Origin of the sequence: Gelidibacter sediminis, from assembly GCF_004364975.1 — a bacterium.
GTDB classification, from domain to species: domain Bacteria; phylum Bacteroidota; class Bacteroidia; order Flavobacteriales; family Flavobacteriaceae; genus Gelidibacter; species Gelidibacter sediminis.
In genome coordinates this window covers 742,097-756,952 of record NZ_SOBW01000008.1, presented here as the reverse complement: position 1 = coordinate 756,952, position 14,856 = coordinate 742,097, and the positions used below count along the sequence as shown (strand labels likewise).

At 33.4% G+C, this 14,856-nt stretch carries 12 protein-coding genes; 10 read left to right on the top strand and 2 right to left on the bottom strand.

Going from position 1 to position 14,856, the window contains the following annotated elements:
* Nucleotides 1-8: 8 nt before the first annotated feature.
* From asnB (BXY82_RS10000) to BXY82_RS09970, 7 genes are all read left to right on the top strand, one after another.
* Complete coding sequence (gene asnB / locus BXY82_RS10000; protein ID WP_133758053.1) at nt 9-1,856, top strand: asparagine synthase (glutamine-hydrolyzing); 1,848 nt, start codon at nt 9-11, stop codon at nt 1,854-1,856.
* A 1-nt stretch (nt 1,857) separates the two neighbouring features.
* Nucleotides 1,858-2,946, top strand: a complete 1,089-nt coding sequence (locus BXY82_RS09995; RefSeq protein ID WP_133758052.1) for a glycosyltransferase — start codon at nt 1,858-1,860, stop codon at nt 2,944-2,946.
* 126 nt (nt 2,947-3,072) lie between these two features.
* Nucleotides 3,073-4,227 carry a glycosyltransferase gene (locus BXY82_RS09990; RefSeq protein WP_133758051.1) on the top strand — a complete coding sequence of 385 codons (1,155 nt, stop codon included), beginning with the start codon at nt 3,073-3,075 and terminating at the stop codon, nt 4,225-4,227.
* A gap of 5 nt (nt 4,228-4,232) precedes the next feature.
* Nucleotides 4,233-6,134: an asparagine synthase (glutamine-hydrolyzing) gene (asnB, locus tag BXY82_RS09985; RefSeq protein ID WP_133758050.1), complete on the top strand. Its 1,902-nt coding sequence runs from the start codon at nt 4,233-4,235 to the stop codon at nt 6,132-6,134.
* Between the two features lie 85 nt (nt 6,135-6,219).
* Nucleotides 6,220-7,296, top strand: a complete 1,077-nt coding sequence (locus tag BXY82_RS09980; RefSeq protein ID WP_317128579.1) for a glycosyltransferase family 4 protein — start codon at nt 6,220-6,222, stop codon at nt 7,294-7,296.
* A gap of 3 nt (nt 7,297-7,299) precedes the next feature.
* Nucleotides 7,300-7,917, top strand: a complete 618-nt coding sequence (locus BXY82_RS09975; protein WP_133758048.1) for a sugar transferase — start codon at nt 7,300-7,302, stop codon at nt 7,915-7,917.
* A gap of 106 nt (nt 7,918-8,023) precedes the next feature.
* Complete coding sequence (locus BXY82_RS09970) at nt 8,024-9,010, top strand: polysaccharide deacetylase family protein (protein ID WP_133758047.1); 987 nt, start codon at nt 8,024-8,026, stop codon at nt 9,008-9,010.
* Nucleotides 9,011-9,027: 17 nt separating this feature from the next.
* Here the strand turns inward: BXY82_RS09970 and BXY82_RS09965 are convergent, their stop codons facing one another.
* Together BXY82_RS09965 and BXY82_RS09960 are read right to left on the bottom strand one after the other, a co-directional pair.
* Nucleotides 9,028-9,684, bottom strand: a complete 657-nt coding sequence (locus BXY82_RS09965; protein WP_133758046.1) for an HAD family hydrolase — start codon at nt 9,682-9,684, stop codon at nt 9,028-9,030.
* Nucleotides 9,668-10,639: an ATP-grasp domain-containing protein gene (locus tag BXY82_RS09960; protein WP_133758045.1), complete on the bottom strand. Its 972-nt coding sequence runs from the start codon at nt 10,637-10,639 to the stop codon at nt 9,668-9,670. Before BXY82_RS09960 ends, BXY82_RS09965 begins: the two co-directional genes overlap by 17 nt.
* Before the next feature lie 367 nt (nt 10,640-11,006).
* On the opposite strand from BXY82_RS09960, the gene BXY82_RS09955 reads away from it, so the two are divergent.
* The 3 genes from BXY82_RS09955 to BXY82_RS09945 are packed head-to-tail and all read left to right on the top strand — an operon-like array spanning nt 11,007 to nt 14,827.
* Complete coding sequence (locus tag BXY82_RS09955; protein ID WP_133758044.1) at nt 11,007-12,128, top strand: DegT/DnrJ/EryC1/StrS family aminotransferase; 1,122 nt, start codon at nt 11,007-11,009, stop codon at nt 12,126-12,128.
* Nucleotides 12,128-14,020, top strand: a complete 1,893-nt coding sequence (locus BXY82_RS09950) for a polysaccharide biosynthesis protein (RefSeq protein WP_133758043.1) — start codon at nt 12,128-12,130, stop codon at nt 14,018-14,020. The genes BXY82_RS09955 and BXY82_RS09950 overlap by 1 nt, the downstream gene beginning before the upstream one ends.
* A gap of 33 nt (nt 14,021-14,053) precedes the next feature.
* On the top strand, nt 14,054-14,827 hold the full coding sequence (locus BXY82_RS09945) for a polysaccharide biosynthesis/export family protein (RefSeq protein WP_133758042.1): 774 nt from the start codon (nt 14,054-14,056) through the stop codon (nt 14,825-14,827).
* Nucleotides 14,828-14,856: the final 29 nt, after the last annotated feature.

Genomic DNA, 14,856 nt, shown 5'->3' with positions numbered 1-14,856 from the left:
TCAATCTTATGTGCGGCATATACGGAACCACACTTCAATATAACGAAGTCCAAATAAAAGAAAAATTACAAAGGACAGCTTTTAGAGGTCCAGATAAAATGGGCTGGAAATATTATTCAGCTAATTACCCTGTAATTTTTGGACATAATAGACTTTCTATTATTGATTTAGACCCACGGTCAGATCAACCTTTCACATATTTTGAACATATTCATATTGTTTTTAATGGTGAAATATATAACTTCAAAACACTAAAGGAATCGTTATCCACCAAAGGTTATCAATTCCGTACTACAAGTGATACTGAGGTTATGTGTGCCGCATATTTAGAATATGGCGAAGAATGTGTAGAACATTTTAATGGCATGTTTTCATTTGTAATATTTGATACAAAGAAGCAATTATTTTTTGGAGCGCGAGATCGATTAGGTAAGAAACCATTTTATTATTATCACAATGGTAAGAATTTTGAATTTGCTAGCCAAATTTCTTCAATTCAATTGCATCATCATGATTTGACCATTTCTTCGGAAGCCATTGCGCACTATCTCGCATGGGGAGCAATTCCTGATCCTAAGACCATATTTAATGAGGTTAAAAAGCTTTTACCTGGCCATTCTTTTACCTTTCAATTAGCCACTGGTGAATTTAAGGACCGCTGCTATTGGGATATTGATTATCAGGGCAAGAGTCAATTTAGTGGCAGTTACGAAGAGGCCAAAACAGAATTGAAAAACATATTAAATGACGCCGTGTCAACACGTTTATTTGCCGATGTTTCTGTAGGTGTGTTTTTGTCTGGTGGCGTGGATTCTTCTCTAATTTCAGCAATCGCAACCCAGAGTACATCCGAGAAGGTAAAGACGTTTTCAGTAAAATTTAATGAAAAGGGGTTTGATGAAAGTAAATACGCACAGCAAGTTGCTGATCATTTAAAAACCGATCATCACGTCATAGAATGTAATTATGATGAGGGCATCGATCTTATTAAAAATTTCAATCATTACTATGATGAACCTTTTGCAGATTCATCCGCAATTCCTTCCATGTTATTGGCCAAACATACCCGTAAGCAAGTTACTGTAGCACTATCCGGTGATGGTGGTGATGAAAGCTTTATTGGATATCATCGCTATAGTTGGATTATGAAAGGGAAAAGAATTCATTATTTACCATTGCCTTTGAGGCAATTAGGTTCTAAAGTTCTTGAATTGTCACCTAATTATAGACACAGAGTCATTGCCAAAGCGCTAAAATTCAAAACTATTGATGACACGTATTTAGCTGCTATGACAGGGGTTGATTTGTCGTATTTAAAAACAGACATAGATTATAAAGATGTAGAAGAGCTTAAATACCTTTTTCACAACAATAAAAACTTATTAGAGCGGGTTTCTGATTTTGATATAAAAACCTACTTAAATTGGGATATCAACACAAAGGTAGATCGCGCTACTATGGCGTATTCACTCGAAGCACGTGCTCCACTTATGGATCATCGTGTAGTTGATTTTGCACGCGCTCTTCCTTCCGAATACAAAATGCATAATGGAAACCAAAAACGAATATTGAAGGACATTCTTTATGAGTCCGTTCCCAAAGAAATATTCGACAGGCCAAAAGCAGGTTTCACTATGCCTTTTTCAAGATGGTTCCGTGAAGACTTGAAAGATTATGTATTATCTGAGTTAGATGACAACAGCCTGAAATCCATACCATGTATAGATATTGAAGAGGTGAAATTTCGTATTAAGCAACATATGGATGGTACATGGGATCGTTATCCATTAATATGGAGCTTATTAGTGCTTAAACAGTGGTTGAATACAAATTGTAAGAACATTCCAATCAAATAAAATGCAACCACAAAAAACTAGTGTAATCTTTATTCTTCCTTCTCTAAATGCTGGCGGAGCTGAAAGAGTATTGTCTTTTGTAGCTGCTAATCTTAACAAAAAAGTCTTTGAGGTTAGCCTAGTTGTTTTTGGCTTTGAAAAAGACAATGCTTATGATACAGAAGGACTCAAGGTGGACTATTTCAATAAATCAAGAGTTCTATCTAGTATCCCTAAACTCGCTACGTATTTATTAGAAAACAAACCGCAAATAGTAGTGAGCTGCATGGATCATGTTACGATACCTGTAGCTTTTATATTATCATTGTTACCCAATACAAAGTTAGTTACCAGACAAGCCAATATAAAAAGTATCAGTGATATAGTTGAAAATCAAACAGACTCGTGGTTTTATAGACAAATGGTGAACAGGGCGCATAAACGCACCACGGTGTTCATTTGTCAATCGGAAGACATGGCTAGTGAAATGGAACAGTATTATCAAATCGATAAAAAGAAATTAGTCGTCATTAATAATCCTATATCAGACGGGTTTACATTAAAAGATGCGACCCAAAAATCTAATATTTTATCCTTTATTACTGTTGGACGTTTACATGCTGAAAAAGGACATGAACGCATCTTAAGGATTTTATCAAAATTAGAATTCCCATTTCATTACACCATAATTGGTACAGGAAATGAATTGGAGACTATTTCAAAATTGATAAAATCATTAAAACTAGAATCGCAAGTCACATACATCCCCTATTCTACTGTAATATCAGAATATTTAAGTACCCACGACGTATTTTTACAAGGCTCCTATGCTGAAGGATTTCCTAACGCTGTTTTGGAAAGCTGTGCGGTAGGGACACCTGTGATAGCATTTCATGCTCCTGGTGGTACTAGCGAAATTATAGAACATGGCATAAATGGGTACCTCGCTTCTGACGAAGAAGAGTTTATCTACTATATTAACTTGTTTTATAAAAAGAATGAATTTTTGCCAAAACAGGTACGAGAGACTGTATTTAAAAAATTTAATAAATGGGATATTATAGAGAAATATGAAAATTTATTTTCACGTTTAGGTCAAGGACAGAGCTAAACAATTCATATAAAATTAACTCAATGTCCATCGTGTGTATAATTAAAAATATACACTGAACGAATGGTGTAAATTAAAATAAAATAAATGCGCATAATCTATATATTCTTAAATTAACCTGTACTAATGAAAACTAAAAAGAATATTAGTATTTTATCCATTGATTACGGTGCAGGTGGTACTGAGCGGGTTATTAGTTTGTTATTACAACACTTAGTTAATGATTATAACGTTACTTTAGTGCTTTTCTATAATTATATAGATTATGAAATTCCTGATGGTGTAGAATTAGAAATTTTGTCATCTTCTATGAGTAGAGAGAATACGCTATTTAGGAAAGCTAAAGATACGCTAGCTGTTACTTTTAAATACCATCGACTAATCAGACGGAAAAAAATAGATGTATCCTTAGCGTTTTTAGCCTTGCCAAATATCATTAATGGTATTATGGCCATGTGGAATAAAGATTTGAGAACAATTATAAGTGAGCGTTGTTATCCTTCTATTATGTACAAAGCAAATATTTCATCTCGTCTTTTAGCTAACTATATGTTTCCATATTTTTATTCAAAGAATGATCATCTATTTTCAAATTCAATTCATATCAACAAGGATTTGAAGGACCATTTTAACGTGAATATGCCAATGTCAGTAATTTACAACCCTATTAGCGTGGATGAAAATTTAAGAAAGCTCCCAGAAGAGATAGTAACCACTAAAATTTTCAGATTTATTAATGTCGGTAGCTTATATCATGCTAAAAATCAAATGATGATTATCAAAACCTTACCTCTATTGGAAAAAAATAATTTTCAATTTGAACATGCAGGTGTTGGTGAAATGGAAAGTGAGATACGCAAATCTTTAAAAGAATTGGAAGTTGAAGAACAAGTTACATTTTTAGGAAAGATAAGCCACGTAAGACAAGCGTTAATCAAGAATGATTGCTTTGTTCTATCGTCTAGAACGGAAGGGTTTCCGAATGTTGTATTAGAAGCCATGTCCGTTGGTTTGCCCGTAATTGCTACAAATTGTATGTCAGGACCTTTAGAATTACTAAATGATAATGAGCCCGTCAATATCAAAGATGGTGAATTTGTACAATGCAAATATGGTATACTTATAAATGTTGATGATACTATTGCTTTAGCGAAAGCATTGACCTATCTCAAAGCCCACCCGGTAGTAAGACAGAAATATAGTCTAGCAGGCTTTGAACGGGCTAAACGAAACGATTTAAAAATTATTTACAATCAAGTAACAGAACTTATAGAAGGCTAGATCAAATGTGTGGAATCAACGGAATAATTAGTACCGTCATTAATGACGAAAGCCATCTACGAAAGAATTTAACTAAGATGAATAAGTTAATATTCCATCGGGGTCCGGATGAGGATGGATTTTATATCTCAACATCTGATTCGGTTTCTGTTGCTATGGCCATGCGTCGACTATCTATTATAGATTTAAGTACCGGCCAACAACCCATGTACACAGAAAACAATCTAATCAGTATTGTTTTTAACGGCGAAATCTATAACTATAAAATATTAAAACAACAGCTAGAGGCCTCTGGCGTAAATTTTAAAACCACCAGCGACACTGAAGTGGTTCTAAAACTTTACGAACAAAAAGGTCCATCTGCATTTAAAGAATTAGATGGCATGTTCGCACTGAGCATACATGATAAGTCTAAGAATAAAGTTTTCATAGCACGCGATTTTTTTGGTGAAAAACCGCTGTATTACACTAAAACAAAAACAGATTTTATTTTTGGTTCTGAACTCAAATCTGTAATTAACTGTTTAGCTTGCAAACCAGACATTAGTCTAGAAGCCTTAAACCTCTATTTCAGACTCACATATATACCTGCGCCCTACTCTATTTATGAGGGTATCCATAAATTATCCTCGAATCACTATATCGACTTTGACTTAAACTTAGACAGCTTTAAGATTCATGAAATTCAAAAACAAGAACCAATTTACAAAAGAGAGATTTCGTTTGATAATGCCAAAAAAGAAGTATATGATGAGGTCATAAAAAGTGTAGAAAGCCGATCAATTGCAGATGTATCCTTAGGTGCTTTTCTATCCGGAGGAGTTGATTCTTCTATTGTTTCACACTGCCTAGCTGAAATTTCGAGTGAAAAAATTGAAACGTTTTCAATTGGTTTTGAAAGACAAGAGTATGATGAAACAGATAAATCAAAAATTGTTGCAAAACTCATCAACAGCAATCATCATGAATTCATTGTTAAAGAGGACGATTTTAAAAATAGACTAGACGAAATTCTATTAAATTTTGACGAACCTTTTGCAGATTCTTCTGCCCTACCTACCTATTTGGTTTCCAAACATGCAAGTGATTATGTAAAAGTAGCATTAACTGGAGATGGTGGGGACGAAATGTTTGGGGGTTACAATAAGTACTATATGGGTAAATTGAACAATAAGTACACCTCAATTATGCCTCAAATGGTACATAAACAAGTTCTAAATTTATCTTCAGGATTATTGCATACTAAAAATGACAATAGAGGAATGCGTTTCCGATTAAATCGGTTATTAAAAGCCTTTAATTATGAAGGAAATCAATATTGGAACATTATCTCCTTGGCTTTTACAGAACAGGAGAAAAACCTTCTATTAAAGGAAAACAATCTAATTGTAGATACTTTTGCTCAATTGAAATCGGAATATAATCAAGAGAATCCTAACACCTTAACAGACTTCAGATTGGTGGACAAAAATATTAGTTTGGAAGGTGATATGTTGGTAAAGGTTGATAGAACCAGCATGCTTAATTCATTAGAATGTCGAGCACCATTTCTAAATAAGGACATATGGAATTTAACTAATTCTTTACCAGAAGAATACTTATTGAAAGGTTGGAATAAAAAATACATATTAAAAGAAGCATTTGCAGATAAGTTTCCACAAAAATTTCTAGAAAAATCAAAACAAGGATTTGGCGTGCCGGTTGGAGATTGGTTAAAAGGTAGTTTAAAACCAGAATTGGAATTCTACATTGATCAGAAATTTTTAGAAACTCAAAGCATTTTTAATAAAGATTATATCAGTGAATTAGTCAAAAATCACATTTCAGGAAAAGAAGATAACAGTTTACGTGTATGGTGCTTTTATGCCTTTCAGAAATGGTATTTAAATACATATTCAGTAATTTAACTGCCAAATGGAAAAGAAAAAGATTATTCGAATAACTACGATTCCTGGTTCCATGTTAACTCTTTTAAAGGGACAACTCAAATATATGAGTGAATTCTATGAAATTATAGGAGTCTCCAGTCAAGACCCATATCTCTCAAAATTGGAAGATCAAGAAAATATTAGGACCCATGCAATTAATATGACGCGCAACATTTCTCCGTTAAAGGATTTAAAGTCAGCATATCAATTGTATAAATATTTAAAAAGAGAAAAACCTTTTTTAGTACATACACACACTCCAAAAGCAGGAACTCTTGGGATGCTTGCAGCGCGATTGGCCGGTGTTCCCAACAGGTTGCATACCGTTGCTGGTTTACCGCTTTTAGAGGCCACTGGCCGGAAACGCAATCTTTTAAATGTGGTAGAAAAAATTACGTATGCCAATGCCACTTTAATTATACCAAATTCTACCGGTTTACAGGAAATTATAAAAAAAAACAAGTTTGCTTCAGATAATAAATTAAAAATTATAGGAAATGGAAGCTCTAATGGCATTGATACCGAATATTTTAATAAGGCCAATATAGACATCAATCAACAAGAAAATCTAAAAACTCAATTAAATATTTCTAATGACGAATTCGTGTTTATTTATGTAGGTCGATTAGTTGCCGATAAAGGAATTAATGAGTTAGTACACGCTTTTAACTCAGTTTCAAATGCCAATAAAAAAACAAAACTATTGTTAGTTGGAATATTTGAATCCAACTTAGATCCTCTTAATACTGAAACGTTAAAAGAAATTGAACAAAATAATAATATTATTTATGTAGAATGGCAATCTGACGTGCGACCCTATTTTGCCATCTCTAATGCCTTAGTATTTCCAAGTTATCGCGAAGGCTTTCCAAATGTTGTCATGCAAGCCGGCGCCATGGAATTGGCATGCATCGTAACTGATATCAATGGATGTAATGAAATTATATCCCATAAAAATAATGGACTTATAATTGCTCCTAAATCAAAGAAAGAATTACAAAATGCGATGCAATATTTAATCGATAATCCAGCAGATTTAGCTGTATTTTCATCAAATGCAAGAGACAATATAATTGCGAAGTATAAGAAGGAAATTATTTGGGACTCGTTATTAAACTTGTACAGATCATTAGAATTCTAATTTATGTATTCCAAAATTCTCAAACCCATATTTGACTATGTTATTGCTGCAATCGGGCTAGTATTAATATCTCCTTTGTTATTGATTTTAATTGTTATACTAAGTATTATAAACCGTGGAAAACCTTTTTTTTATCAATTGAGAACTGGCAAAAATGGCAAACTTTTTCGAATAATCAAATTGAAAACTATGAATGATAACACTGATTCATATGGAAATTTGTTACCAGCACTAGATAGGGTTACTGTAATAGGAAATATTTGTCGGAAGTATTCATTAGATGAAATCCCTCAACTATTAAACATTCTCAAAGGAGACATGAGTTTAATAGGACCACGCCCATTATTGCCCGAATATGTCGAGTATTATAATAAATTTCAAAATAGAAGACATGAAGTTATGCCGGGAATTACCGGATGGGCACAAATAAATGGTCGAAATGCTATTACCTGGGAACAAAAATTTGAATATGATGTCTATTATGTTGATCATCTTTCATTCCTGTTAGACTTAAAAATCTTTTGGCTCACCTTATACAAGGTTGTTAAAAAAAGCAACATCAACAGCTCGGAATCAGTAGATATGGCCTTGTTTAAGGGAACTAATAACACTGAAGAGTAAATAACACTTTATTCAAGTATCTGTTAAAATTCTAATGCATAGATATCATGAAACTCTCAGTTAACTTAAATTAATTTGCAACTAATCACTTATATAATAACATACAATGACTAATGGGAAATTTGTAATATCACTAGATTTTGAGAAACATTGGGGTTTTTTTGACAACAGACACCTTTCAGAATGCAAATCTCAATTATCAAACGTTGATATTGTCATTAATCAATTTTTGGAACAGTCAAGACAACACAATGTGTGTATAACTTTTGCCACAGTAGGGATATTGTTCGCAAAGAGTAAAGCTGAAATCTATAAATTCATTCCTAATCTAAAACCCAACTATTCCAATACAAGTCTTGACGCCTATAAGTTGTTACAAAATATGGCGGTAAATGATGAGAAATTTTATTTCGGTCAGGATTTAGTAAGCCAAATCAAGAATGATACATTGCACGAAATGGCCACACATACGTTCTCACATTATTATTGTCAGGAAAATGGGCAGACCGACGCAGATTTTTATGCAGACCTCACCTCTGCAGTAGCTATTGCATCCCATTTAGATATTTCTCTAAAAAGTATTGTGTTTCCAAGAAACCAAGTAAATAGTAGCTACTTAAAAATTTGCGAAGAATTAGGAATCGAAACGTATAGAGGAAATTGTTGGTTTAATTTTAATAACAATCCACGAAAACTCAAGTTGATTGAATATTTTCTCAAAACTTCGCGGATGATAGACTCTTATTTAAATCTTACAGGATCTAATAGTTTTAAATTAGAAGATTATAATTTAAAAAGATCAAAACTGATTAATATCCCTGCAAGTAGGTTTTTAAGGCCATACACTCCACAATTGGGGTTTTTAGAGCCATTGAAAATAAATAGGATAAAAAACGCAATGACAAAAGCAGCGAAACGAAATGAAGTGTATCACCTCTGGTGGCATCCTCATAATTTTGCTAATAATATTAACGAAAATTTTAAAAATTTTTCAGAAATTCTTGAACATTATTCAACTTTAAGAAAGCAGTATAATTTTGAAAGCATAACGATGCAAAAGTTAGGGGAAGAATATAGAAAACTGAAAAATTAAAAATTCGAGCATGTATATTATGCGATCTTTATATCATTAAAATCAATAATGAAATTGTTAGGCTCAGATTGCTTCTCCATATAGATATGGCTCTCATAATGAATATTCTTCCCATTATCTATTAATGCAATACTTCGCCAACCAAGTGCATGCGGTCCAATAAAATCTTTCTTCAGATTGTCTGCAATATAATAGTATAATGTTGCTGGTAAAAAAGATTCGATAGCCTTAAAATTTGCGATGTTCGGTTTTTCAGACCCAAACTCCTCAGAAATAATAATTTTATCTATATATTCTAACACCCCTAAACTTTCAAGTTTTGCCCGTTGTGTTAGTGTTCTCCCATCGGTAACAATACCAATCCTTCCCTTCTTATTCTTTATCTCTTCAAACAACTTCAAGACACCATCAAATACCTGAATATCTGGTTGATGGTGTTGATACATTTCAATTAAGCTAGACAGGTCAATGTTATACATCTTCGAAAGAAATTCAAAGACATTTAGTTTACACCGATATAATGAAAACATCTTTGAATATAAAGGTTTCCATTGTTTTGGTTCTAAATGCTGCGCAATGGATTTGTACGCTGATTTTAAAAAGTCCAATTCATTATAAAGTGTATCATCTAAATCAAAAACTACTACAGTGTTTCTATCAACCTTTATATCCATGTACTAAAATTTCATCATCATATCGAATCATTAATAAATTATTTTCCCAGACATCAAAATTATCCTGAATGGTTTCTCCCAATACATACTCGTCGATAATCCATTTAGAAAAATTGGCTCCAGCCAAATATGACAATGGATATCCACCACCAAATCGCGGATTAATTTCTATACCGTAGAGTTGTTTATCATCCATATTATTGACAAAAAACTGCGCGGTTAAGCACCCAACAGCACCCTTAATATAATTGAAGTTTTCCTTAACGTAAGAGGCCAAATAGTTATTGACAGTCACTGCTTTATAAACCTCACCATCTCTTACCTCTAATCTTTTTCTTGGCACCACACATTTTAAATTATGGGCTTTGTCATAATATAAATCACAAGTGAACTCATCATACTGATTATGATCTAAATATTCCAAGAACATTAGTTTTGGGTTATTTAAATGATAATCCGTCAACTCTTCCTCAGCACAAATAATATAATTATCAACACTCCTACTCCCATCAACTGGTTTTATATAAAGTGGAAGTTTATAGTTGTCTTTAGCGTATTCCTTTGCTACGTTAACATTTAGAGCCTTAAAGAATTGGTGTATTAATCTTTTGTCTCTACATGTTTCTATGAAATCTACAGACGATATGACAACTTTGATCCCAAGCATCTCCAAATGCGGTTTATACTGTGCCAGGGCTAATAATTCTGTATCAATGGTTGGTATAATCAAACCTATGTCATGGATTTTACAAAGTTTAATCAATTCATCAAAATAGTGTGACTCATTTAATTTAGGGACTTTTAAAAAAGCATCGGCAACATGACATGCTGCTGAAAGATTTGGATTGGAATCAGAAGCAAAAACCCTAGCTTCTATACCCGCATTTTTAAATTCTTTTTGGAAGGATCTTACAAGAGAAACCCTGCGTCCTGCAGAAGTAATTAAAATGTTCATTTAACCAATTTAAGCTTCTAATTTATTAAAAATAATGTTCTATTCGCAATGTGTACGGTAGAATGCTAAAATTAGGGACGTACGATGCCTAGAAACTCAAGGGACCTAAGGCAGAAATTAAACATAAGTAAGATATACTAACATTATGGTGAGTTCTTAAAATAACCAACCGATATATTGATTAGAAGTTGAGGACATTAAAACTTATCATCACAAACAACAACGTAAATATTTGCTTCTCATCGTTTTAATTGGGGTTTTATCTCTTATTACCGCATATTTAACTGTACTTTGGCAAGTATAGTAGACCCCACTATTTACATGGAATATTATAGTATACTAACTTAACTGCAAATTATTGTTACTTATGAAACCGAAAATATGGCTATCATCACCACACATGAGTGGTCATGAACAATCCTACATAAAAGACGCTTTCGACTCAAATTGGGTGGCCCCCTTAGGCCCGAATGTTACTGGATTTGAAGACGATATTCAAGGTTATCTTGGTGTTGATTCCCATGTGGCCGTATTAAGTTCTGGAACTGCTGCTATTCATTTAGCCCTTGTTTTATTAAATGTCAGTCAAGGTGATGAAGTGATTTGCCAAAGTAAAACATTTTCGGCATCCGCAAACCCAATCGTGTATCTTGGGGCTACTCCAGTTTTTGTAGATAGTGAATCAGAAACATGGAATATGTGTCCGATTCAACTAGAAATTGCAATTAAAGATAGAATAACTAAAGGCGTTAAACCTAAGGCTATTATTGCTGTCCATTTATATGGCATGCCTTACAACGTTTCAAGAGTAAAAGAATTAAGTGCAAGATATGGCATCCCCGTTATTGAAGATAGTGCTGAAGCATTAGGAAGTGAATTTGAAGGACAAAAGTGTGGTGCTTTTGGAGACTATTCGATATTATCCTTTAATGGCAACAAAATTATAACAACTTCCGGAGGAGGTGCTTTGGTGTCAAGATCCGAAAAAAACAAGAATAAAGCAGTGTTTTTGGCAACACAAGCCAGAGATGATACACCTTACTATCAGCATTCCAATATTGGATACAACTACCGAATGTCTAATATTCTGGCTGGAATTGGCAGAGGACAAATGACTGTTTTGGATGATCATGTAATCAAACGACGAAAAAATTATAAAATATATGAAACCGCTTTTAATGATATAAATTCTATCAAATTTTTACAAGAGCCAGAGGGATATTTTTCAAACCGATGGTTAACTTGTATCCTGTTGGATTCTATAAAAACTCGGGAGCATTTAAGAACTGCCCTAGAAAAAGAAAATATAGAGTCTCGCCCCTTATGGAAACCGATGCATCAACAACCAATTTTCAAGAGTGCTCCCCGCTATGTCAATGGGATTTCTGATGACTTGTTTGACAGGGGATTATGCCTCCCAAGTGGTTCTAATTTGACGGAAGAGCAAATTAAAAGAGTTATTACAACTGTAAAGCAATTTTTTAATTAATGTATTATAAAATTTTACATAATATATCACAAAAATATGCCTCCAAATGGTTGGTACTGCTGGTTGATTTGATTATTGTTGGATTTACCTTTTTCTTAGCTTATATAATAAGATACAATTTTCAATTTGAATTTGACATTAGCGCCATGTTAATCCAAATTCCTTTTGTAATGGCTGCGGCCATCTTAAGCTTTTTAGCTGTTGGTTCTCATAAAGGTGTGGTTCGTTTTACGGGTTTTAAAGATGTTATTAACATCATCATTGGAGCCAACATTATGGCCACATTATTAATAATATCCACATACTTTAGCAGAAAATACGAGTTTAATGAAGTTTTTGATATTCCCGGCTCTATTATTTACATACACCTTTTACTTAACATATTCTTGCTGATAGGTTTTAAATTATTCATTAAATCAATGTATAATACGCTTACCAACGACTTTGTACCAACTAAAAAAGTGCTAATTTTTGGTGCGGGAAATTACGGTATGATTACCTATGACGCCATTAGTAATGACCCTAAAAACAGCTATATTGTGACTGGGTTTATTGACGACAATGAAGGCAAAGTAGGAAAAAAGATTGACCTTCTGCCAGTTTATAACCTTAAACATATAACTGCAGAACTGATTGAAAAAAATAAGCTTGAAGAGGTTATCGTTTCAATTCAAAATATTGATCCAACACGCTTACTTAATATTACTGGCCACCTCTTTGATTTAGGTCTTCATGTTAAAATTGTTCCTCCAATACAAAACTGGATTGATGGCGATCTAAGTATAGGCCAAATCAAGAATATTAAAATCGAGGATTTACTAGGCAGAGAACCTATTTCCATTATCAACCCGACCCTAGTTAATGAATATGAGAATAAAGTTATTCTAATTACAGGTGCTGCAGGATCTATAGGTAGTGAAATATGTAGAAAAATTGGGATATATAAATACAAAAAATTGGTCCTTTTAGACAACTCAGAATCTGCGTTATATGATATTCAGCAAGAGTTCAAATCTCAGGGCCTTGAAAACATTGAAATTATTGTTGCGGATGTTCGAAATAGGACTAGGATGGACCAAGTTTTCAATTTGCATAAACCAAAAATAGTTTTTCACGCTGCTGCCTATAAGCATGTTCCATTAATGGAAAACAACCCTTATGAAGCCGTTAGTGTAAATGTTGGAGGCACGAAAAACGTCACCGATATTTCTGTAAAACATGGTGTAGAGAAATTTGTCTTTATATCTACAGATAAGGCAGTAAATCCAACAAATGTAATGGGGGCCACGAAACGCGTGGCAGAGCTTTACGTAACTTGCCTTAAAGAAAAAGGTAAAACCAAGTTCATTACCACAAGGTTTGGTAATGTGTTGGGGTCAAATGGGTCCGTAATTCCATTATTTAAAAAACAAATTGAAAAAGGGGGCCCCATTACAGTGACACACAAAGATATTACACGCTATTTCATGACGATTCCAGAAGCTTGCCAGTTGGTTTTAGAGGCAGCAGCAATGGGTAATGGCGGTGAGATATTTGTTTTTGACATGGGTGAGCCAATTAAAATATTTAATCTTGCCACAAACATGATCATGCTATCTGGTTTACGCTACCCTGAAGATATTGATATAAAAATTACTGGATTAAGGCCAGGAGAGAAAATTTATGAAGAACTATTGGCGGATGGTGAAAACACGAAAAAAACGTATCATGAAAAAATCATGATTGCAAAATCACGACATATCGATATGGAACATGTAGAAAATGCTATAAACAATATCACCACGTTAAATTCCAGTACGCAACCTCTTGTAATTGTATCATCCCTCAAATTACTAATTCCAGAATATAAATCGAACAACTCTACATATGAGGTTTTGGATAAAAAAAACTAATTACTCGAAAATTTTAACTTAAAATCAATATAGATGAATATACGTTTTTTAATTATTTTAATAATAGCCTTAACTATGGTGTCGTCCTGTGCTTCTCGAAAAGACTTTATATATTTTCAAGATGAACCACTGAGCGGTGGCTATATTGACTCTTCACCTGAACAATTAACTTACAAACCAAACGATATCTTAACAATTACAGTAACAGCTGCCGACCCCATAGCTGCCCAACCTTTTAATCTCGCAATTGTATCTGATACTGAAGATTTGGTAATGACCAATAATAATAGAAGAATTCAGAGTTATCTTATTGATTATAATGGCAATATAGAATTCCCTGTTTTAGGAACTTTGCACATTGCGGGTATGACAAGAATTCAACTAACGGAAATGTTAAAAGAGAAAATTAGCGCCTATGCAAAAGACCCTATAATAAATATTAGGCTGGTAAATTTTACAGTTACAATTTTGGGCGAGGTGTCAAATCCTGGAACATTTACAATACAAAACGAACGTGTCAGTTTATTGGAGGCTTTAGGTCTTGCAAACGATCTTACCATTTATGGTCATAGAAATAATGTCCTGTTAATACGAGAAGTTGATGGTAAAAAGAGATTTGCTAAGATAGATTTGACTTCAGTTAACTCCATAAGTTCTCCTCTTTATTATTTGCAACAGAATGACGTACTGGTTGTTGAACCGAATAATTCCAGAATTCGCTCATCTAATTACAATGAAAATAACGCTATTCTGATTTCAGCTATTGGTACGCTAACTACAATAGTCGCTGTATTTTTAATTAAATAAGAAGTGTTAATTAAATTTCTTTTAAATCC

Bases quoted from the DNA above. Each gene is read 5' to 3' on its own strand.
- asnB (WP_133758053.1), top strand. From the start codon at position 9: ATGTGCGGCATATACGGAACCACACTTCAATATAACGAAGTCCAAATA.
- BXY82_RS09995 (WP_133758052.1), top strand. From the start codon at position 1,858: ATGCAACCACAAAAAACTAGTGTAATCTTTATTCTTCCTTCTCTAAAT.
- BXY82_RS09990 (WP_133758051.1), top strand. From the start codon at position 3,073: ATGAAAACTAAAAAGAATATTAGTATTTTATCCATTGATTACGGTGCA.
- asnB (WP_133758050.1), top strand. From the start codon at position 4,233: ATGTGTGGAATCAACGGAATAATTAGTACCGTCATTAATGACGAAAGC.
- BXY82_RS09980 (WP_317128579.1), top strand. From the start codon at position 6,220: ATGAGTGAATTCTATGAAATTATAGGAGTCTCCAGTCAAGACCCATAT.
- BXY82_RS09975 (WP_133758048.1), top strand. From the start codon at position 7,300: ATGTATTCCAAAATTCTCAAACCCATATTTGACTATGTTATTGCTGCA.
- BXY82_RS09970 (WP_133758047.1), top strand. From the start codon at position 8,024: ATGACTAATGGGAAATTTGTAATATCACTAGATTTTGAGAAACATTGG.
- BXY82_RS09965 (WP_133758046.1), bottom strand. From the start codon at position 9,684: ATGGATATAAAGGTTGATAGAAACACTGTAGTAGTTTTTGATTTAGAT.
- BXY82_RS09960 (WP_133758045.1), bottom strand. From the start codon at position 10,639: ATGAACATTTTAATTACTTCTGCAGGACGCAGGGTTTCTCTTGTAAGA.
- BXY82_RS09955 (WP_133758044.1), top strand. From the start codon at position 11,007: ATGAAACCGAAAATATGGCTATCATCACCACACATGAGTGGTCATGAA.
- BXY82_RS09950 (WP_133758043.1), top strand. From the start codon at position 12,128: ATGTATTATAAAATTTTACATAATATATCACAAAAATATGCCTCCAAA.
- BXY82_RS09945 (WP_133758042.1), top strand. From the start codon at position 14,054: ATGAATATACGTTTTTTAATTATTTTAATAATAGCCTTAACTATGGTG.